This window comes from Paraflavitalea devenefica (assembly GCF_011759375.1).
In the GTDB taxonomy this organism is placed as follows: Bacteria; Bacteroidota; Bacteroidia; order Chitinophagales; family Chitinophagaceae; genus Paraflavitalea; species Paraflavitalea devenefica.
The window spans coordinates 1,110,916-1,127,385 of sequence record NZ_JAARML010000001.1 but is presented as its reverse complement, the minus strand read 5'-3'; the positions used below and the strand labels follow the sequence as shown (position 1 = coordinate 1,127,385).

The 16,470-nt window shown below is 46.3% G+C and carries 12 protein-coding genes and 1 tRNA gene; 7 read left to right on the top strand and 6 right to left on the bottom strand.

The window, feature by feature from the left end; translation table 11 throughout:
• Positions 1–151: 151 nt before the first annotated feature.
• Positions 152–1,309, top strand: a complete 1,158-nt coding sequence (locus HB364_RS04515; RefSeq protein WP_208419847.1) for a glycosyltransferase family 9 protein — start codon at positions 152–154, stop codon at positions 1,307–1,309.
• On the opposite strand, the gene HB364_RS04510 is transcribed toward HB364_RS04515, so the two are convergent.
• The 6 genes from HB364_RS04510 to HB364_RS04485 form a co-directional block, all read right to left on the bottom strand.
• On the bottom strand, positions 1,238–2,920 hold the full coding sequence (locus HB364_RS04510) for an ArnT family glycosyltransferase (RefSeq protein ID WP_167286689.1): 1,683 nt from the start codon (positions 2,918–2,920) through the stop codon (positions 1,238–1,240). The genes HB364_RS04515 and HB364_RS04510 overlap by 72 nt on opposite strands.
• Before the next feature lie 2 nt (positions 2,921–2,922).
• Positions 2,923–3,525 (bottom strand): phosphatase PAP2 family protein, encoded by a 603-nt coding sequence (locus tag HB364_RS04505; RefSeq protein WP_167286688.1) that lies wholly within the window; start codon positions 3,523–3,525, stop codon positions 2,923–2,925.
• Positions 3,526–3,667: 142 nt separating this feature from the next.
• Positions 3,668–4,024, bottom strand: a complete 357-nt coding sequence (locus HB364_RS04500; protein ID WP_167286687.1) for a Rieske (2Fe-2S) protein — start codon at positions 4,022–4,024, stop codon at positions 3,668–3,670.
• Positions 4,025–4,037: 13 nt separating this feature from the next.
• Positions 4,038–5,225: a GTPase HflX gene (hflX, locus tag HB364_RS04495; protein WP_167286686.1), complete on the bottom strand. Its 1,188-nt coding sequence runs from the start codon at positions 5,223–5,225 to the stop codon at positions 4,038–4,040.
• Positions 5,226–5,369: 144 nt separating this feature from the next.
• Positions 5,370–6,122 carry an outer membrane beta-barrel protein gene (locus HB364_RS04490; RefSeq protein WP_167286685.1) on the bottom strand — a complete coding sequence of 251 codons (753 nt, stop codon included), beginning with the start codon at positions 6,120–6,122 and terminating at the stop codon, positions 5,370–5,372.
• 101 nt (positions 6,123–6,223) lie between these two features.
• A tRNA-Ile gene (locus HB364_RS04485) sits at positions 6,224–6,297 on the bottom strand.
• Between the two features lie 178 nt (positions 6,298–6,475).
• Between HB364_RS04485 and HB364_RS04480 the strand changes: the two genes are divergently transcribed.
• From HB364_RS04480 to HB364_RS04455, 6 genes are all read left to right on the top strand, one after another.
• A complete protein-coding gene (locus HB364_RS04480; protein WP_167286684.1) occupies positions 6,476–7,048 on the top strand; it encodes an RNA polymerase sigma-70 factor in 573 nt (190 codons plus the stop codon).
• A gap of 394 nt (positions 7,049–7,442) precedes the next feature.
• The gene (locus HB364_RS04475) at positions 7,443–8,573 is read left to right on the top strand and encodes a FecR family protein (RefSeq protein WP_167286683.1); all 1,131 of its coding nucleotides are present in this window, start codon (positions 7,443–7,445) and stop codon (positions 8,571–8,573) included.
• A 249-nt stretch (positions 8,574–8,822) separates the two neighbouring features.
• Positions 8,823–12,110 (top strand): TonB-dependent receptor, encoded by a 3,288-nt coding sequence (locus tag HB364_RS04470; RefSeq protein ID WP_208419846.1) that lies wholly within the window; start codon positions 8,823–8,825, stop codon positions 12,108–12,110.
• A gap of 21 nt (positions 12,111–12,131) precedes the next feature.
• A complete protein-coding gene (locus HB364_RS04465) occupies positions 12,132–13,619 on the top strand; it encodes a RagB/SusD family nutrient uptake outer membrane protein (RefSeq protein WP_167286682.1) in 1,488 nt (495 codons plus the stop codon).
• 68 nt (positions 13,620–13,687) lie between these two features.
• Positions 13,688–14,557 (top strand): LamG domain-containing protein, encoded by an 870-nt coding sequence (locus HB364_RS04460; RefSeq protein ID WP_167286681.1) that lies wholly within the window; start codon positions 13,688–13,690, stop codon positions 14,555–14,557.
• Between the two features lie 163 nt (positions 14,558–14,720).
• Positions 14,721–16,400 (top strand): glucoamylase family protein, encoded by a 1,680-nt coding sequence (locus HB364_RS04455; protein WP_246228312.1) that lies wholly within the window; start codon positions 14,721–14,723, stop codon positions 16,398–16,400.
• Positions 16,401–16,470: the final 70 nt, after the last annotated feature.

Sequence of the window (16,470 nt, the reverse complement as noted above, 5' to 3'; positions counted from 1 at the left end):
TGATTAACAGAATGTTTCTATGAAGATAGATACCATGCGAATCATTGACATAAGGGCAGGCATCCCCTTATGTTTTATAATCAGTCCCTTTGTTTGGATCACTGATCTCTTGCGGAGGCCCCGGCGGGGTAAGCCTGATATCCGCAGGGTCTTGTTCATCGAATTATCCGAAATGGGCAGTGCAGTCATTGTAGATCCTGCCATGCGCAAATTGCAGCAGGAAGGGGAGGCGGAACTCTACTTTGTTATTTTTAAGAATAATGTCAAAAGCCTCAACATCCTCAACACCATACCGGCCGGTAATATTTTTACGATGGACCCCGGTAATTTCTACACACTTCTCAAAGATATTATCCGTTTTATTGCCTGGTGCCGTGCAAAGAAAATAACAACCGTTATTGACCTGGAGCTATTTTCCCGTTTTACAGCACTGCTGAGCTTTTTTAGTGGCGCCCTCCACCGCATTGGCTTTGCCAGCTATCACGATGAAGGGTTATACAGGGCCAACCTTATCAACAGGCCGGTGCGGTACAATGCACATGTGCACATAGCAGTTAATTTTGTTTCGCTGGTCAATAAGGCATTAGACCGCTATTCAACTCCTTACGCTACACCACCGGTATCCAAAGATGAATTAAAGCTCACACAGGCGGCAGTTGAAAGCAAGGCGCTTACGGCCGTGCAGGAAAAGATCAGGAACTTGTACCCTGCCTGGAATGGAGAAGCCATTGTTTTATTAAATGCCAATGCCTCTGATCTGTTACCGCAGAGAAGGTGGCCGCAGGAAAATTTTGCAGCGGCGGCGCGCGAACTGCTGGCCAGCTTTCACAACGTATTGATCATTGCTACCGGCGCGGCAGCTGAAAAAGAATATGTGCAACAGGTAGTAAATAAGGTGGGTCATGAAAAGTGTGTCAATTCAGCCGGCATCTTCCTGTTTGAAGAACTGGTTCCCTTGTATACCCTCAGTACTTGTATGCTTACCAATGATTCAGGCCCTGCGCATTTCGCTTCGGTAACACCCTTAAAGATATTTGTATTGTTTGGCCCTGAAACGCCTGCCCTGTACGGTCCGCTGGGTAATGCAGAACCCTTTTACCTGGGCTTACCCTGTTCCCCCTGCGTCAGCGCGGCCAATCACCGGAAAACAAGTTGCACCGACAGACCCTGTATCACAGGTATACAACCAGCGTGGGTGAGCGCCCGCCTGCGTCAATACCTTACGGAAAAAGGAGCTTCAGTAAGGCAATACCCTGATCAGGTATTGTTTCCTCAGTTCCCGGGTTCGCGTATTTTTATTAATGAATGACAGGGTGAGACGGGTTACGTGGAAATAATCCCACGCTTTAAGAATTTCATAACGATAATTATGCTGTTGTAACAGCGTCAGGTCCTGTTGCGACAGATACCACAAGCCATGCTGCGTACGGGGCGACGAAGCCTTAACAGTAGCCGTATCTTTCTTGATAAAAGAATTGTGTACATAAAATTCCAAAGCACTGGGAAGTGGATCGAGGCTTACTACAGCACTGTCGGGGAAGTTTTTATTCAGGTAAAAAGCAGCTTCACTGCTGGCTTGGTAATGTAAAAGATCAGGATAGAAAAACCAATTCAGGTAGAGGTTCAAAATGATAATGCCCAATCCGCAACGATACAACAGCAGCTTAAACTTGGTTGTGTGAAGCCAACGTGGAAGGAAAAACAAGAGCCCCGGTAAAACGACAATAACAACTGCCAATCCCCAAAAAGGCATGGCCGGCTGGTAAAATACCTGCAAGGCGATCATCAACAATACCGATACCACCAGTATGATGTACTGCGTAATGGTAAAGAAGCGAATTGCCTTTGTTGGTAACACCGGCAGGTATTGGGCCGTAATGATAGCCAGTAAAGGGAAAATAATATTGGCATAATGTGGCAACTGGAACCTTGAGAAAGAAAAGATAAGCAGCAGCAGCAAGCTGCCTCCCAGCGTATAAAACTCCACCGGTTGCTGTGGGTCTTTTTTCCAGGTAGTTTTTATCTTCCGGAATAGAGCATAATACATCAGTAACGACCAGGGCAGAAAAGCCCACAGTAAGGTGTGCACAAAGAAAAAAACATCACCGCTACCTTTAATGGGGCCTGTATTCATGAACCGGCCAAACTGGCTGTCCCAGAAAAAGAATCGGATACCCGAAACGCCGGTCTGTCCAAATACCACCTTCTCCGGATGCGCATCAAACTGATACCAGAGGCTATACAATTCCGGGAATAGAAAAATGAAGGTCAGGATAACAGCAGCAACCCACTTTAGGTGAAAGAGTTGTTTCCATTGCTTGCAAAGTACCAGGTGCACGATGACAGCTCCGCCGATTGGGATCAGCGTAAATGGCCCCTTGGTCATCGCCGCACAGGCGGCAAAAAAGCTTCCTGCCACCAGGTGCCCGAATCCTTTGGGTACTGTTGCCTTATAAAAATGATAAATGGCCGCCATGATCAGGCCCGATAAGAAGGGCTCGGCCCGCACATCATTATTGGAGAGAATAATATGTTCGGCGGTGAGAAAAATAAAAACCGACCACCAGGCGATCGTCTCATTGAATTGTTCACGGGCAAAACGCCAGGTATACCAGGCGCCTAGCATGACGAATAAAATGCCGGGCAATTTGTATGACCAGGTATGAACACCAAAGACTTTAAAGAACAGGGCGGTGACCCAAAAGGGAAAGTGCGGTTTGTCGAGCCAGTCATTACCCTCTAAAAAGAGCTCCCAGTAATTATTGCGTAACAGCATGTTCTTTGAAATAGCAGCATAGATTGCCGCATCGGGCGCCATGATTGTTACAAAGAGGCCGCTGAAGTTCACCAATACTGCCAGTGCAATAAAAAAGGATAACCACTTTTTTTCAAGTGCGGGGAGCGCCGGGAGGTTCGCCATCATCATTGATTAGATTGGAAACGGAAGGTAGTAAAGCTTTGCGGAAAACACCACACCTGGAACAACCTGGCCAGCAGTCCCCCGCTGATGATGCCCATAACAGCGCCTCCCACAATATCCAAAGGATAATGCTTGCCTACATACACCTGTGCATAGCCGATCATAAAGGCCCATCCCCATAACCAATGCCATCGTTGACCACGGATGAGCTGAATACTATAAAACCAGAACATAGCCAGTCCAAAATGATTGGCTGCATGTGAAGAAGGAAACCCATACCGCCCTCCGCAACCTACCAGGTTACGCATCACCAATGACAACTCAGCGTCATAACAAGGTCTTGGCCGCTCAATCCACGGTTTCAGCACCTTGGCGCTCACGAAATCATTAAAGGCGAAAGTGATAATGGTTAACAATATGAATTGCCAGGCGTAAGGCCTGCCAAATCGTATCACCCAATAAACCATAAAAGCATAGAGTGGTATCCAGACAGGAGCATTGCGAAGCAATTTCATAAATCCGTCGAGCCAGGGTGCGGATGCGGCAACGTTTATAAAGGTGAAAACGTTTTTATCAATAGCCTCAAGGATCTCCCAGAAACTCATAGACCTGTTTTTGTGATGAGCACTTCAAAAATCAGGTATATGTATTAACAGAATGTCACCGGTAAATTAAGGTGCAGTTAAAGGCCGTTGGTAATGAGGAAAGATAGCAATAAGGTAACGCTGGGTTAATGTAGCACAGAACTCACCACAGATTGAACAAGCCCTGATCGGGGAGACCGATAAACAAACCATCTTCGCGCTGTTCAATGGGATATGTTTTGAGATAATATCCTTCACCGCTGGTATTGCGGCCGTTCTTCAGACTGAATTTATAACGGTGCAGCGGGCATACCACATTGCCCGCTGCATCAATATAGCCATCTGCTAAAATACCACCTGCATGTGGACATTTATAGGCAAAGCCAAACCATTCCTGCTGATGTTTGCCGATGCAGATCTTTTTTCCTTTCACTTCTGCTACGGCAATATGATGATCACTCATCACCAGTTCCGCCTCACTCTCCGCAATTTTATGCCAGTTGTATTTTTTCTCCACCATGCTCAGGTATGAATCATAAATACGTAGTCTTATAAGGGTACCTTATCTGGTACAATTCCTTCACCTTGTTCAGGATCGTGGTCCGCAGCTCTTCCATGTTTCTTCTCTCCAGTGCCGAAATGAAAACACAATTGCCCTGCAGGGTATTTTCCCAACGCTCTTTTAGTTCCTTAACGATCTCTACCTTCACCTCATCTTCCAGCCAGGGATCAAAAGTATTTTTCTCATACAGGTCCATCTTATTGAAAATGGTGATCACCGGTTTATCATAAGCGCCCAGCTCCTGTAAGGTAGAATTTACAACGCCGATCTGGTCTTCGTATTGAGGATGGGAAATATCCACCACATGCAGCAGGATATCTGCTTCGCGCACCTCATCCAGGGTGCTTTTAAAGCTTTCCACCAGGTGGTGCGGCAGTTTACGGATAAAGCCAACCGTATCACTCAGCAGAAAGGGCGTGGTTTCAAACACCACCTTGCGGGTGGTCGTTTCGAGGGTGGCAAACAATTTATTTTCGGCAAATACATCGCTCTTGCTGAGCAGGTTCATAATGGTCGACTTGCCCACATTCGTATACCCCACCAGAGATACCCGTATGAACTCTCCCCGGTCTTTGCGCTGTACAAAAGCCTGTTTGTCTATTTCGCTCAGCCGCCTCCGCAGCAGGGCGATCTTGTCCTTTACGATCCGGCGGTCCGTTTCAATTTCCGTTTCACCGGGTCCCCTGGTACCAATACCACCACCAAGACGCTCCAGGTGTTTCCACATCCCTTTCAGGCGGGGCAGCAGGTATTGGTATTGCGCCAGTTCCACCTGTGTTTTCGCCTGGGCTGTTTTGGCCCGGCGGGCAAAAATGTCCAGGATCAGGTCCGACCGGTCAATCACCTTAATGCCGAGTGCCTTTTCAATATTCGTGATTTGCGAGCCCGTAAGCTCATCATCAAAAATGATCAGGTTAATATCACGCCCGGTAACAAAATTCTTGATCTCTTCCAGTTTCCCTTTTCCGAGGAAAGTCTTGCTGTCGGGATGGGGCAGCTTCTGTATATAGCGTTTAACAGCCGTGGCGCCGGCTGTTTCGGCCAGGAAGGCCAGCTCTTCCAGGTACTCTTTCACCTGTTCTTCCGTCTGGGTTTTATAGACCAGTCCGGCCAATACTGCTTTCTCCTCTTTCTGAATAATGTTCTTGTTCTCTAGCAACGATTAAAATATTTGTGTGCAAAAATAGCCATTATAATGGCTGGCGACTTGTCCTGAAAACAAAAAAGGAAACAGCTTTCACTGTTCCCTTTAAATATATTAAGTTATGTGTGTGCAGCGAAATCTTCCGGTTTTCCGGCGCTTTTACAATCCGCTCAAGGTCAGGCCAATCTGGAAAGGCCGAACATCGGGGCCATAACCCTCTTTTACAAAGGCATTCACCTGGTAGCTGCCATAGAGGCCCAGGGCGCCATAGCCTATCCGGCCGGTAACACTCAGGCGGGTACCGTTGAAATAGCGCTTGGATTTCTCTTTCATCGTATAAGCGTTGATGGTATTGCCGCTGCTGCTCTGTAAAGTCTTCCCTTTCACATGAGCGCTCAGCAGTGTGCCCACCTTACCGCCAATGGCAATCTTCCAGCTTCTGTTCGAATTTTCAGGATTGGCAACAAAACGCAGCTCAACCGGTGCTTCCAGGAAAGTCGTGTTCAGTTTATACTTCTTAAAATGGTTGGTATCCGACATGTCCCTGAAGCCAAGCTCATTGGCCCTTCGGCCGGTAATATCAATCTCCATCTTGTCCAAATACATATTGTCAGAGCCTATACCAGCGCCAATACCTACGCTGAAGCGGGGATCGGTCTTAAAGGGCAGGTCGAACATGAAATACATGTTGAAGCTGCGGGAAAGACCTTTTGTATTGATCGTATCTGGTATTTGTGACCAGCCATTGTATCCCAACTGCAGCATAAAATGGTCGTTTGGCCGGTTGGAAAGGCTCACTTTACTCCAGTCCCTTTTCTTCTTTTTGGCGGGCGCGGCAGTAGTTGTGGAGTCCTGGGCCATAACAGCAGTCATAGAGGCCAGGGCAATAAAAAGCGTCAGGATTTTTTTCATACCGAGAATAAATAATTGGTCAAATGTATCCTACCAGTGGTTAATGAAAGGTTAAGGTTAAAAAAATGCCCATAGCATATGCCATGGGCTTTGTAGCAGTGTGGGCCCTGTTGGTATCGAACCAACGACCCCCTGATTATGAGTCAGGTGCTCTAACCGACTGAGCTAAGGGCCCTCCTCTTACGAGGCAAATATTATGAATAAAAGAACTATCCTGCAATAACCGGTATTTCCGGCGAGTGGCAAAATTAGAGAAATTCAGTAACTATGGGGAAGAAATCTGCTTTATTTTTTGATTTACCTTGTGTAGGCAGCGATACTGCGAAACAGGTAGTCTTTAAATAGCGGTTGCTATGTCTAAGCTTGCATACATCAGGGAAATCCAGCGTCGTATAGCCCTCTACGACGACGAAGCTGCTTATAAAGAGCTGTTCTGCCTGTTTTATAAACCCCTGCTCCGGTTTGCCAATACCTTTTGCCATTCCAATGAAATGGCCGAGGAAATCGTCTCCGACGTCTTTATCAGCATCTGGCAGCGGCGGGCCACCCTCGAAGAGATCAATAACCTGAAAGTATACCTCTATATAAGCACCAAAAATGCAGCCCTCAAATACCTGCTTAAACAGCAAAAACAGGTAGCCATCACCATTGACGAGCTCCATGTAGAGCTCGAAAGCCAGTACAACAATCCCGAACAGCTCATGATGACCGCCGAAATGATGGCCCGCGTGGAACAGGCCATCAGCCACCTGCCCCCCCGCTGTAAACTGGTGTTTAAACTCATCAAGGAAGACGGCCTCCGGTACAAGGAAGTGGCCGAAATCCTCGGCATTTCTGTCAAAACCATTGATAACCAACTCGCCATAGCCCTCCAGAAAATTGGCAAAGCCATCAATGTGAACCTGAAAAAGGTCATCCGCTTCTGATCTTAATGGTCATCCTCTCACCTGCCAACCCTTAGTAAGTGCGCCTTTACCTCGGTGCATAGTCGGAGGAAAGCCGGCACATAAGGTAGTTGAATGCTCAGAGAATGGTCTGAGATAGCGCTGAGATAGTTCTGGAATAGCTCCAAGATAGTACTAAGGCTGTACCATTCCCTGACCACTCTTAGACCATTCCCTGACCATTCCCAGGCACTTCGTTGAGCATACTGTGACATACCCCCGCCCACCGGGGTGCCCGCCTTCCCTCCCGTTCGGGGTGTTCCCTGCCAAACTTATCCCGCTTAAATTTTTTTTCCCCGCCTTTTAGGGGATTCTCCCAAATCCCGGCTCCTTAATTAGATAACAACTAAAAAACCGACAAGCAACCAACCGCCTTATGTCTACTGAACGAATTTGGGAATTGATGGCGCGGAAACTCGCGGGCGAAGCCTCTGAAGAAGAATTGGGGGAACTGGAACAGCTATTACGTACCCATCCTGACTTACATGTCTCTATCCAGACCATTGCCGACCTGTGGCAATATCAGGCGCAGTCACAGGACCAGGCATCCCTGGATACCAGTTACCGGCAACATATTGCCCGTATGCAGGAAATGGGTATCCCGATCGGTCAGGCGCCGGATGATAATGCCTTATTACTGGAAGGATCGCGTAAACCTTCCAGGCGCCGGTCCGTGCTGTTAGCAGCGGCAGGCGTAACCATGATCGCTGTGGCATGTTTTTTTTATTGGTGGAAGTCTCCTGCGTCCACAAAAATGACTGCCTTGGCCGAAAAAAGCCCGCCCAGTGAGATCATCACCCGGCAGGGCTCCAGGACCCGCGTGCAACTGCCTGATGGCACCCATGTATGGCTCAATGCCGGCAGCAAACTTACCTATGATAAAGAATTTAACGGCTCCAGGCGTGAAGTAACGCTCACCGGTGAGGGATACTTTGATGTAGTGAGGAACGAAAAGAAACCTTTCATCATTCACACGGAAAAAATGGATGTAAAAGTACTCGGCACACGGTTTAATGTGAAGTCATATCCCAATGACAAGGCCACCGAAGCCGCCCTCATTCATGGTAGTATTGAAGTATCGCTGAAAGACAGGCCATTGGAAAAGATCATCCTCAAACCCAATGAAAAAATAGTAGTCGCCAACAGGGATACTTTCCTGTCTGTGAGCAATGGCCCCCGCTCACAAAAAGCAAGCCTGGAACCCCTGGTGGCTATAAAGCACCTGACCTATCAGAAAGAGGATAGCTCCATTGTAGAAACTTCCTGGCTCGATAATAAGCTGGTATTTGAAGATGAAGCTTTCAAAGACCTCGCGCTGAAAATGGAACGCTGGTATGGCGTGTCCATCATTTTTAAAGAAGAGAAAACGGCCACGATGCGCTTTACCGGGGCATTTGAGAGCGAAACGATAGAAGATGCGATGCGGGCGCTCAAAATAACCGCTACTGTCAACGCCAATACATTCAATTATACATTTCAGGGCAAAACAATTATCATATCCCGATAACAATTACTAACGAAAAACAACGCTGCCAATGCTCCCGATCAACAGTACATAAGAAAACTGCATAAAAGCAAACAGGACTCCGTTGGCGCGGAATCCCGTTTGTGATTGAAAAAAGTCTCGGTATGCTAACAACCCTCGGAAAGTTGCAGGTACCATTTAATAACCCTTTTCAATGCTTAAAGTATGAAAAAAATAAGGACTTTTCCCGATTTCTTCGGGGAGCCTAACCTTTTAAAGCTTGCATTTATCATGAAATTAACGGTTGCCATTCTCCTGGTCAGTTGCCTGCATGTGTCAGCCGGTGTTTATTCCCAATCCCGGGTCACCCTAAACATGCAATCTGCCGACATTAAAAAAGTACTGTCGGCCATTGAAAAAAAGACCAGCTATCGTTTTCTATACAATCAAAGTCTGCTCCCCTCAGATCAGAAAGTAACTATTACTGCTGTCAACGAAGAGGTTTTATCCGTGATAAACAGGATACTACAAAATACCTCTTTAACCTATGAGGTACTGAACACCAACCTCGTAGTGTTGAAACAGATGAACACCGTCATATTGCCCGCCCAGGTTACCGGTCGCGTTACCGACTCTACCGGTACTGCCATAGCAGGTGCGTCGGTACGGGTGAAAGGCAGTAATGCAGGCACCTCTACTGATGCTACCGGGGCCTTCTCCATCACCGTGCCCGACAATGCCACCCTTATTTTCTCTGCTGTGGGATATATTTCCCAGGAAATTGCGGTCGCGGGACAAACGGTGATCAATGTAGAGTTGAAATCATCCAATGCCCAGTTGGAACAGGTAGTGGTCATTGGTTATGGTACTGCCAGTAAAAGAGACCTCGCCGGTTCTATTGTTAAAGTAGCGGGTAAAGAAGTGGCCGATAAGCCCAATACCAACCCCGTAGCCTCCCTGCAGGGTAAGGTGTCGGGTCTTTCTGTGGTAAACAATGGCAGGCCCGGACAAGAGCCGGATATAAGGATACGGGGTACCATCAGCCGCTTTCAAACAAAACCGCTGTATGTGGTAGATGGACTGTTGAATGATAATATCAACTTTATTAATCCTTCCGACATAGAATCCATAGAAGTTTTAAAAGACCCTTCCTCCCTGGCCATCTTTGGGGTCCGCGGTGCCAATGGTGTGATCATCGTTACTACCAAAAAGGCAAAGACCGGTGTAACTACTATTAATCTTAACTCTTCTATAGGCTTCAAGAAAATAGTAGATAAGATTGAGCTTACAGATGCCAATGGATTTAAAACACTCTTTAATGAGCAGCGGTCTTTACAGGGAACGGCGCCTTTCGCTTATTATGATAGGTTTACCGGCAACTCAGACTGGATTGACCTGATCTCAAAAGATAATCCCATCATCACCTCCAATAACCTCAGCATCAGCAGCGGTACAGAGAAGAATAAGTTTTACATGGGCATCGGTTATATCCGGGAAGAGGGATTGATCAAATACGAAAAGCTGGATAAGATCCTGTTGAACATAAGCGACGAACTAAGAATATCAAAAGCGATCAAAGTTGGATTTAGTTTAAATGGTTACAGGGCAAGCCTGCCTCAACTGCATGATTATTCGGCAGCCGTTAATGCAACGCCGATTGTAGAGCCGTTTAATACAGAGTACGGTGTTTATAACAAGTTGCCCAATGAGATCGGCGGCCCTCAGATCGGGAATCCCCTGCTGATAGATGCTTATAAATACACCGATATTTCCAGGGAATACAGGGCGATCGGAAGTGTTTTTGCTGAAATAAACTTCCTGCGTTATTTAACATTCAGGGCTACTTTCTATGGCGACCTCGGCTTTAATGATCAGCGGAAATACACGCCTATCATCAATGTATACGGTGCAGAAGATACCTCTGTGGCTCCTTACGCCGGATTTACGCAGTCAGAAGTATATCAAAAGGAAAATAAGTTTTCCAAATACCAGCAGGAATACCTGCTGACCTTCAAAAAGAATTTTGGTGATCATTCTTTAACAGCCATGGGAGGTTTCACCACCTACTTTAGCAGCTATTCGGAAACAAATGGCCGGGTAAAGCAGCCAGCCAATGGAACGCCCATACCTTATGACAAGCGGTTCTGGTACCTGGATAACTTCTTTGGCGACGCCGCTTCCAGGGTTTCAGGCATATCTCCTGGTGATGACATATTTGGCAATCCAAAACCCCTGCAATGGGAGCAGGCCACCGTGTCCATGTTATTCAGGGCGCTGTATAACTATAAGGGAAAGTACATGCTGAATGCTTCTTTCCGCAGGGACGGTTCTTCAGAGATCTCTCCAGATAACAGGTACCAGAACTTTATTGCTGTAGGAGCTGCCTGGGAAATGAGCCGCGAAGATTTCATGGCGGACCAGAAGATATTCGACTACCTGAAAGTAAAAGCTTCCTGGGGCGTATTGGGGAACCAATATGTGGATGTACATTATCCATTTTATCCGCAATTAATAAGCGGTGCGACTGCTGTATTTGGAGGTAACCTGATCCCTGCTTATACGCCGGCCTATTTAGCTGACCCGAATTTAAAATGGGAAACGGTTACTTCGATAGAAGGCGGCGTTGAATTTACAACACTGAAGAACAGGCTGCGCGTGGAGGCAAATTATTTTAATAAGCTGACCAAGAATTTATTGACCATATTCCCGGGTATTGGGGGAACTAAACCTGGCATCACCAATGCAGGAGAGGTGCAAAACAACGGCATAGAAGCATCCGCATCCTGGAGCGACAAACTGTATAACAAGGTCGGATATACTATTAGCGGCAATATTACCACCCTTAACAACAAAGTTAAATCACTGTATAAACCAGGGTTTGAGATCATTGACGGGGCTTCCAGAACTACGGAAGGATATCCTATCGGGTATTTCTATGGCTATGAAGTAGAGGGGATATATCAGTCTTATGCTGATAAATTAAAGTCGCCCGTGGCTTCTTCTTTGGGCGATTATGGACCTGGTGACCTGAAGTTCAAAGACCAGAATAATGATGGTGTAATTGATGATAAGGACCGTGTACAGATCGGTAACCCGACACCTGATTTTATCTATGGCTTTTCGCTGGGTGCCGATTACAAAGGTTTTGATCTGGGTGTTGACTTCCAGGGCGTATATGGGAATGAGATCTTCAGGGCATGGGGAAATGGAAGCACTTTTGCACCCTTCAATTATCGGTCAGACCGTCTGGGCCGTTGGACAGGGGAAGGTACTTCCAATTGGGAACCGGCGCCTACAGGGCATAGCATTAACCTGCAAAACTCTAATTACATGATTGAAGACGGTAGCTATTTAAGGATACGGAATATCCAGCTCGGCTACAATTTCAAACCCTCTACATTGGCAGGAGTAAATATTAAAGCTTTACGGGTCTTCATCAATGCTCAAAACTTAGTAACGTTCAAAAATAATTCAGGTTTCACACCCGAATTTGGTGGGTCAGCTATTCGTTTTGGCGTAGATGATGGTTCTTATCCGGTACCTGCTGTTTACTCTGCAGGCTTTAATGTTACATTCTGATAATGATTAAAACATTTTTATATGAAACAATATAAGGTCATACTATTTCTTTTTGCACTGGTACTGGTGCTGGTAGGTATCGGCGGGTGTAGTAAGTTCCTGGATAGAAAACCGCTTGGAACCGGTACAGAAGATGACATTGTGCAGGGAGGCGTGGAAGGAGAGGTGTTTGGACTGTATGGATCATTGCGTACAACGGGCGGCATGACCAACTGGCCTACCATCTGGTTTAAGAGCATCCGGTCAGACGATGCCATGAAAGGAAGTACACCGGATGATTCAAAACCAAACGGAACAAGATTTGATGAATTCAAATATGATAAAATAAGTGATGGAAACGTGGCGGCTGATTATTGGAATGGCCATTATAGCTTTATTGCACTTTGCAACAATGTTATTCATAAAATTGACTCCCTGAAGCTCACTGATGCGGCCAGTATGGCCAACATGGGAGAAGCGAAGTTCATGAGAGCATGGGCTTATTTCGACCTGGTGCGCGACTATGGTGCAGTACCTGTAATAGATTTTAAGGTCTATGAAACTTCGCAGGCAAATGTGCGCAAAAAATCCGTTGATTCAGTATATCTGCTAATTGATGCGGACCTGCAATTCGCAGCAGCGAATTTGCCGGTATCATGGGACGCTCAATTCATTGGCCGGGTGACAAAAGGTACGGCTAACACGCTGATTGCAAAAACAAAGTTGTATCGCAACGATTGGGGCACGGCATTGGCGAAATGTGAAGAGGTGATCAATTCCAAACAGTATGCACTCCTTGACTCGTATGCTGAGTTCTTCACAGAAGACGGAGAAAACACCAGTGAATCTATTTTCGAGGTGCAGATGTATGAAAATACGAATGGTTCAGTGAAATATGGAAATGATTACAACCAGGTGCAGGGTGTACGTGGAAGCGGCGACTGGGACCTCGGCTGGGGCTTCAATGTGCCCACCACCAATCTCATCAATGCTTATGAACCCGGCGATCCGAGGAAAACGGCAACCATACTTGCTTCAGGAGGTCCGGAAGGAGTTCCTGCATCGCTTGCCGCTATTCAACCAAATTGGAATAAAAAAGTATATACTGATCCGGCTCGCCGGAGAGCTACCGGCGACCGTTTCGGCTATTGGCTTAACATCCGGTTGCTGCGTTATGCCGACGTGCTGTTAATGGCGGCTGAAGCGGCCAATGAACTGGGTGGTACCACCAATACGACTAAGGCCTTAGATTATCTTGAACAGGTAAGGGCCAGGGCCAGGGGCGGTAATGCCGCTGTGCTGCCTAAAGTAACAACCACCGACCAGGCAACCTTACGTACTGCTATTCATCACGAAAGAAGAATAGAATTTGCCCTGGAAAATGAACGTTTTTATGACCTTGTTCGTTGGGGCGAAGCTGATGCGGTATTGGGACCTTTAGGCTATCAACCAAGAAACAGGTATTATCCATTCTTACAGGCGGATATAGATAAGAGCGGAGGTGTATTGGTACAAAATCCTGATTATTAATAAGCCCTTATTGCATGATTGTTCATGCTGTGAATCGTTTAACACTAACATTATTAAAACTTAAGACAATGAAACGAGAATATAATAAGATAGCTTATGCTATACTTTCTCTTGTATTCATTATAGCAATATCTTCTTGTCAGAAAATGGGGCGGCCTGGTTTGGGTGAATACCCGAAAGATGCGAACCCTCCGGGAGGCCCGTTAAAATTCTATACAGCTTTTGATGGAACTTCTGCCGACAAGTTGATGAATGCAGTGGATAGTATTAAGGCCACATTTCCTGCTGATAATCCTTTGACCAGCACGGATGGCATAAGTGGGAAAGCATTAAGCGGTGAGAGTAAAAAGTTTGTAAAATACCCCAAGCCCAATGACTGGGCAGCCCTTTCAAAAAGCTTCACCATCTCTTTTTGGGAGAAAAGAAACGGGCAAACAAAAAACAATACCGGCACCAATGGACCGGAATACCCCTTTAGCTTTAAATCCAGTAACGGGCATTGGTCAGGCGGTAACGTGTTCCTTTTATTTGAAGGCAACAATGCAGCCTGTGCGGTAAAATTTGTTATTGTTGATAAGAATATGGGCGATAATTGGTTTACCTGGGAAGGCGGTAATATGATTGCCGGCTTATTGGATGACACCTGGCACCACATAGCCCTGGTCTATGATGCCGCCACCAGCGGAATGACTTTATATGTGGATGGCGTTGCTAATAGTATTGTGCCTAAATGGGTTCCTGCATCGGGTCCTCATGGCGACATCAACATTGACGATTCAAAGATCAGTGAGTTCAGGATAGGAGCCGGCCCCCTGAATAGCTTTGATACCGATGATTGGCTGTCTTCTACCTGGAAAGGCTCTTTGGACCAATTCAGGTTTTACAATACTGCTTTACCTGCGGCAGAAGTAAATACACTCTTTAAAAACAAACAATAGGGTTCTTATTTATAAAGATGCATCAGGAAACAGGAGCCGAAGTAAGTTCAGCTCCTGTATGCCTGGCGCATATATTCACCCTGCCAATGTTATTGACCGGAACAACCCCTGGTTTTATTGATCTGAGCACTAAAAATTATTCTTCTAAATATTGTTTGCGCAAATGATGATCAGCATTCGTACCATAACCACTTGTTTACTCATAACCCTTGTGTTTTTTAATTGCGGAAAAAAATCGTCCGACCCTGTAACGCCTCCGCCGCCGGCCCCGGTCAACTTCAATATTTCCTCATGGACTGTAAACAGTATGCCAGGCCTTACCAATTATTATGGTGTAATTACCAACCCCACCATAAAATTTAATTTTCCGGCAGCCATCAACCGTAATAGTGTTACAGCTAGTATTTCGATCAAAGAAAGTACCGGGACTGTTGTTAACTATACTATTTCGTATGAAAAATCAGATAGTGTAATTGTGCTGCAACCTGCCCAGCCTTTCAATAATCTCAAAAAATACACAGTAGCTGTTTCCGCCCAATTAAAATCTACCAGCGGCGGTAGCCTGATAACCGCTGTTGGAATAAATCTTATTACAGCTATTGATGCGGCTGACAAATTCCCCCGCATCACCGATGAAGAGCTGCTCACCAAAGTGCAGCAACAAACCTTTAAATACTTCTGGGATTTTGGTCATCCGGTAAGCGGCCTCGCCAGGGAACGGAATGCTTCGGGTGACGTTGTTACCTCCGGCGGATCCGGCTTTGGCATTATGGCCATCCTAACGGGTATTCACCGCAACTTCATTACCCGCGCTGAGGGGCTGGCCCGCCTGCAAAAAATAACAGGCTTTCTCAAAAACAATGCGACCGTGTTTCATGGCGCCTATCCCCACTGGCTCAATGGCGCTACCGGCGCTGCGGTACCTTTCAGTACCAAAGATGATGGCGCCGACCTGGTTGAAACATCCTACCTCATACAAGGCTTATTGTGCGCCCGCCAATACTTCAGCGCAGCCGATGCAGCCGAAACAACGTTGCGCAATGACATCAACACCATCTGGAACAGGGTAGAATGGAGCTGGTTCCGGAAGAACAATGAAAACGTGTTATACTGGCACTGGAGTCCCAACTACAACTGGGATATGAACATGCCCATACGCGGCTGGAATGAATGCCTCATTACCTATGCGCTCGCTGCCTCCTCAACCAGCTACGCCATACCCAAAGCGGTATATGACAATGGCTGGGCCAACAATGGCGCTTTCCGGAACAACAATACTTATTATAATATTCAATTGCCCCTGGGGCCCGCGTATGGCGGTCCGTTATTTTTTGCCCACTATTCTTTCCTGGGTATCAATCCTGTTGATCTTACCGATGCATGGGCCAACTATTGGACACAGAATAAAAATCATACCCTCATCAACTACAACTATTGCAAGACCAACCCGCAAAACTACTTTGGCTATAGCGATTCCTGCTGGGGACTTACTGCCAGCGACATTCCCAACGGCTACGCCGCCAGTTCTCCTAACAATGATAAAGGGGTAATTGCACCTACAGCAGCATTGTCATCCTTCCCCTATACACCTGTAGAATCCATGCAGGCTCTGAAATTCTTTTACTATAAACTCGGCGATAAAATATGGAAAGATTATGGTTTTGTAGACGCCTTTTCTTTAAAGGACCTTTGGTTTGCCGACTCTTTCCTCGCCATCGACCAGGGACCCATTATTGTTATGATCGAGAACCATCGCAGCGCTTTGTTATGGGATTTATTCATGAGTTGCCCTGAAATAAAAACAGGCATGAAAAACCTTGGCTTCCAGAGCCCCCACCTGTAGAATAACAATAAAATGTCATCCAAAAACAATGAAATAAAGATCAGCTATACACCTGCTTAACTATAATAAA

What these genes read in the sequence shown, in the direction of transcription:
- HB364_RS04510 (WP_167286689.1), bottom strand. Translation starts at nt 2,920, where the DNA reads ATGGCGAACCTCCCGGCGCTCCCCGCACTTGAAAAAAAGTGGTTATCC.
- HB364_RS04505 (WP_167286688.1), bottom strand. Translation starts at nt 3,525, where the DNA reads ATGAGTTTCTGGGAGATCCTTGAGGCTATTGATAAAAACGTTTTCACC.
- HB364_RS04500 (WP_167286687.1), bottom strand. Translation starts at nt 4,024, where the DNA reads ATGGTGGAGAAAAAATACAACTGGCATAAAATTGCGGAGAGTGAGGCG.
- HB364_RS04490 (WP_167286685.1), bottom strand. Translation starts at nt 6,122, where the DNA reads ATGAAAAAAATCCTGACGCTTTTTATTGCCCTGGCCTCTATGACTGCT.
- HB364_RS04480 (WP_167286684.1), top strand. Translation starts at nt 6,476, where the DNA reads ATGTCTAAGCTTGCATACATCAGGGAAATCCAGCGTCGTATAGCCCTC.
- HB364_RS04475 (WP_167286683.1), top strand. Translation starts at nt 7,443, where the DNA reads ATGTCTACTGAACGAATTTGGGAATTGATGGCGCGGAAACTCGCGGGC.
- HB364_RS04470 (WP_208419846.1), top strand. Translation starts at nt 8,823, where the DNA reads ATGAAATTAACGGTTGCCATTCTCCTGGTCAGTTGCCTGCATGTGTCA.
- HB364_RS04465 (WP_167286682.1), top strand. Translation starts at nt 12,132, where the DNA reads ATGAAACAATATAAGGTCATACTATTTCTTTTTGCACTGGTACTGGTG.
- HB364_RS04460 (WP_167286681.1), top strand. Translation starts at nt 13,688, where the DNA reads ATGAAACGAGAATATAATAAGATAGCTTATGCTATACTTTCTCTTGTA.
- HB364_RS04455 (WP_246228312.1), top strand. Translation starts at nt 14,721, where the DNA reads ATGATGATCAGCATTCGTACCATAACCACTTGTTTACTCATAACCCTT.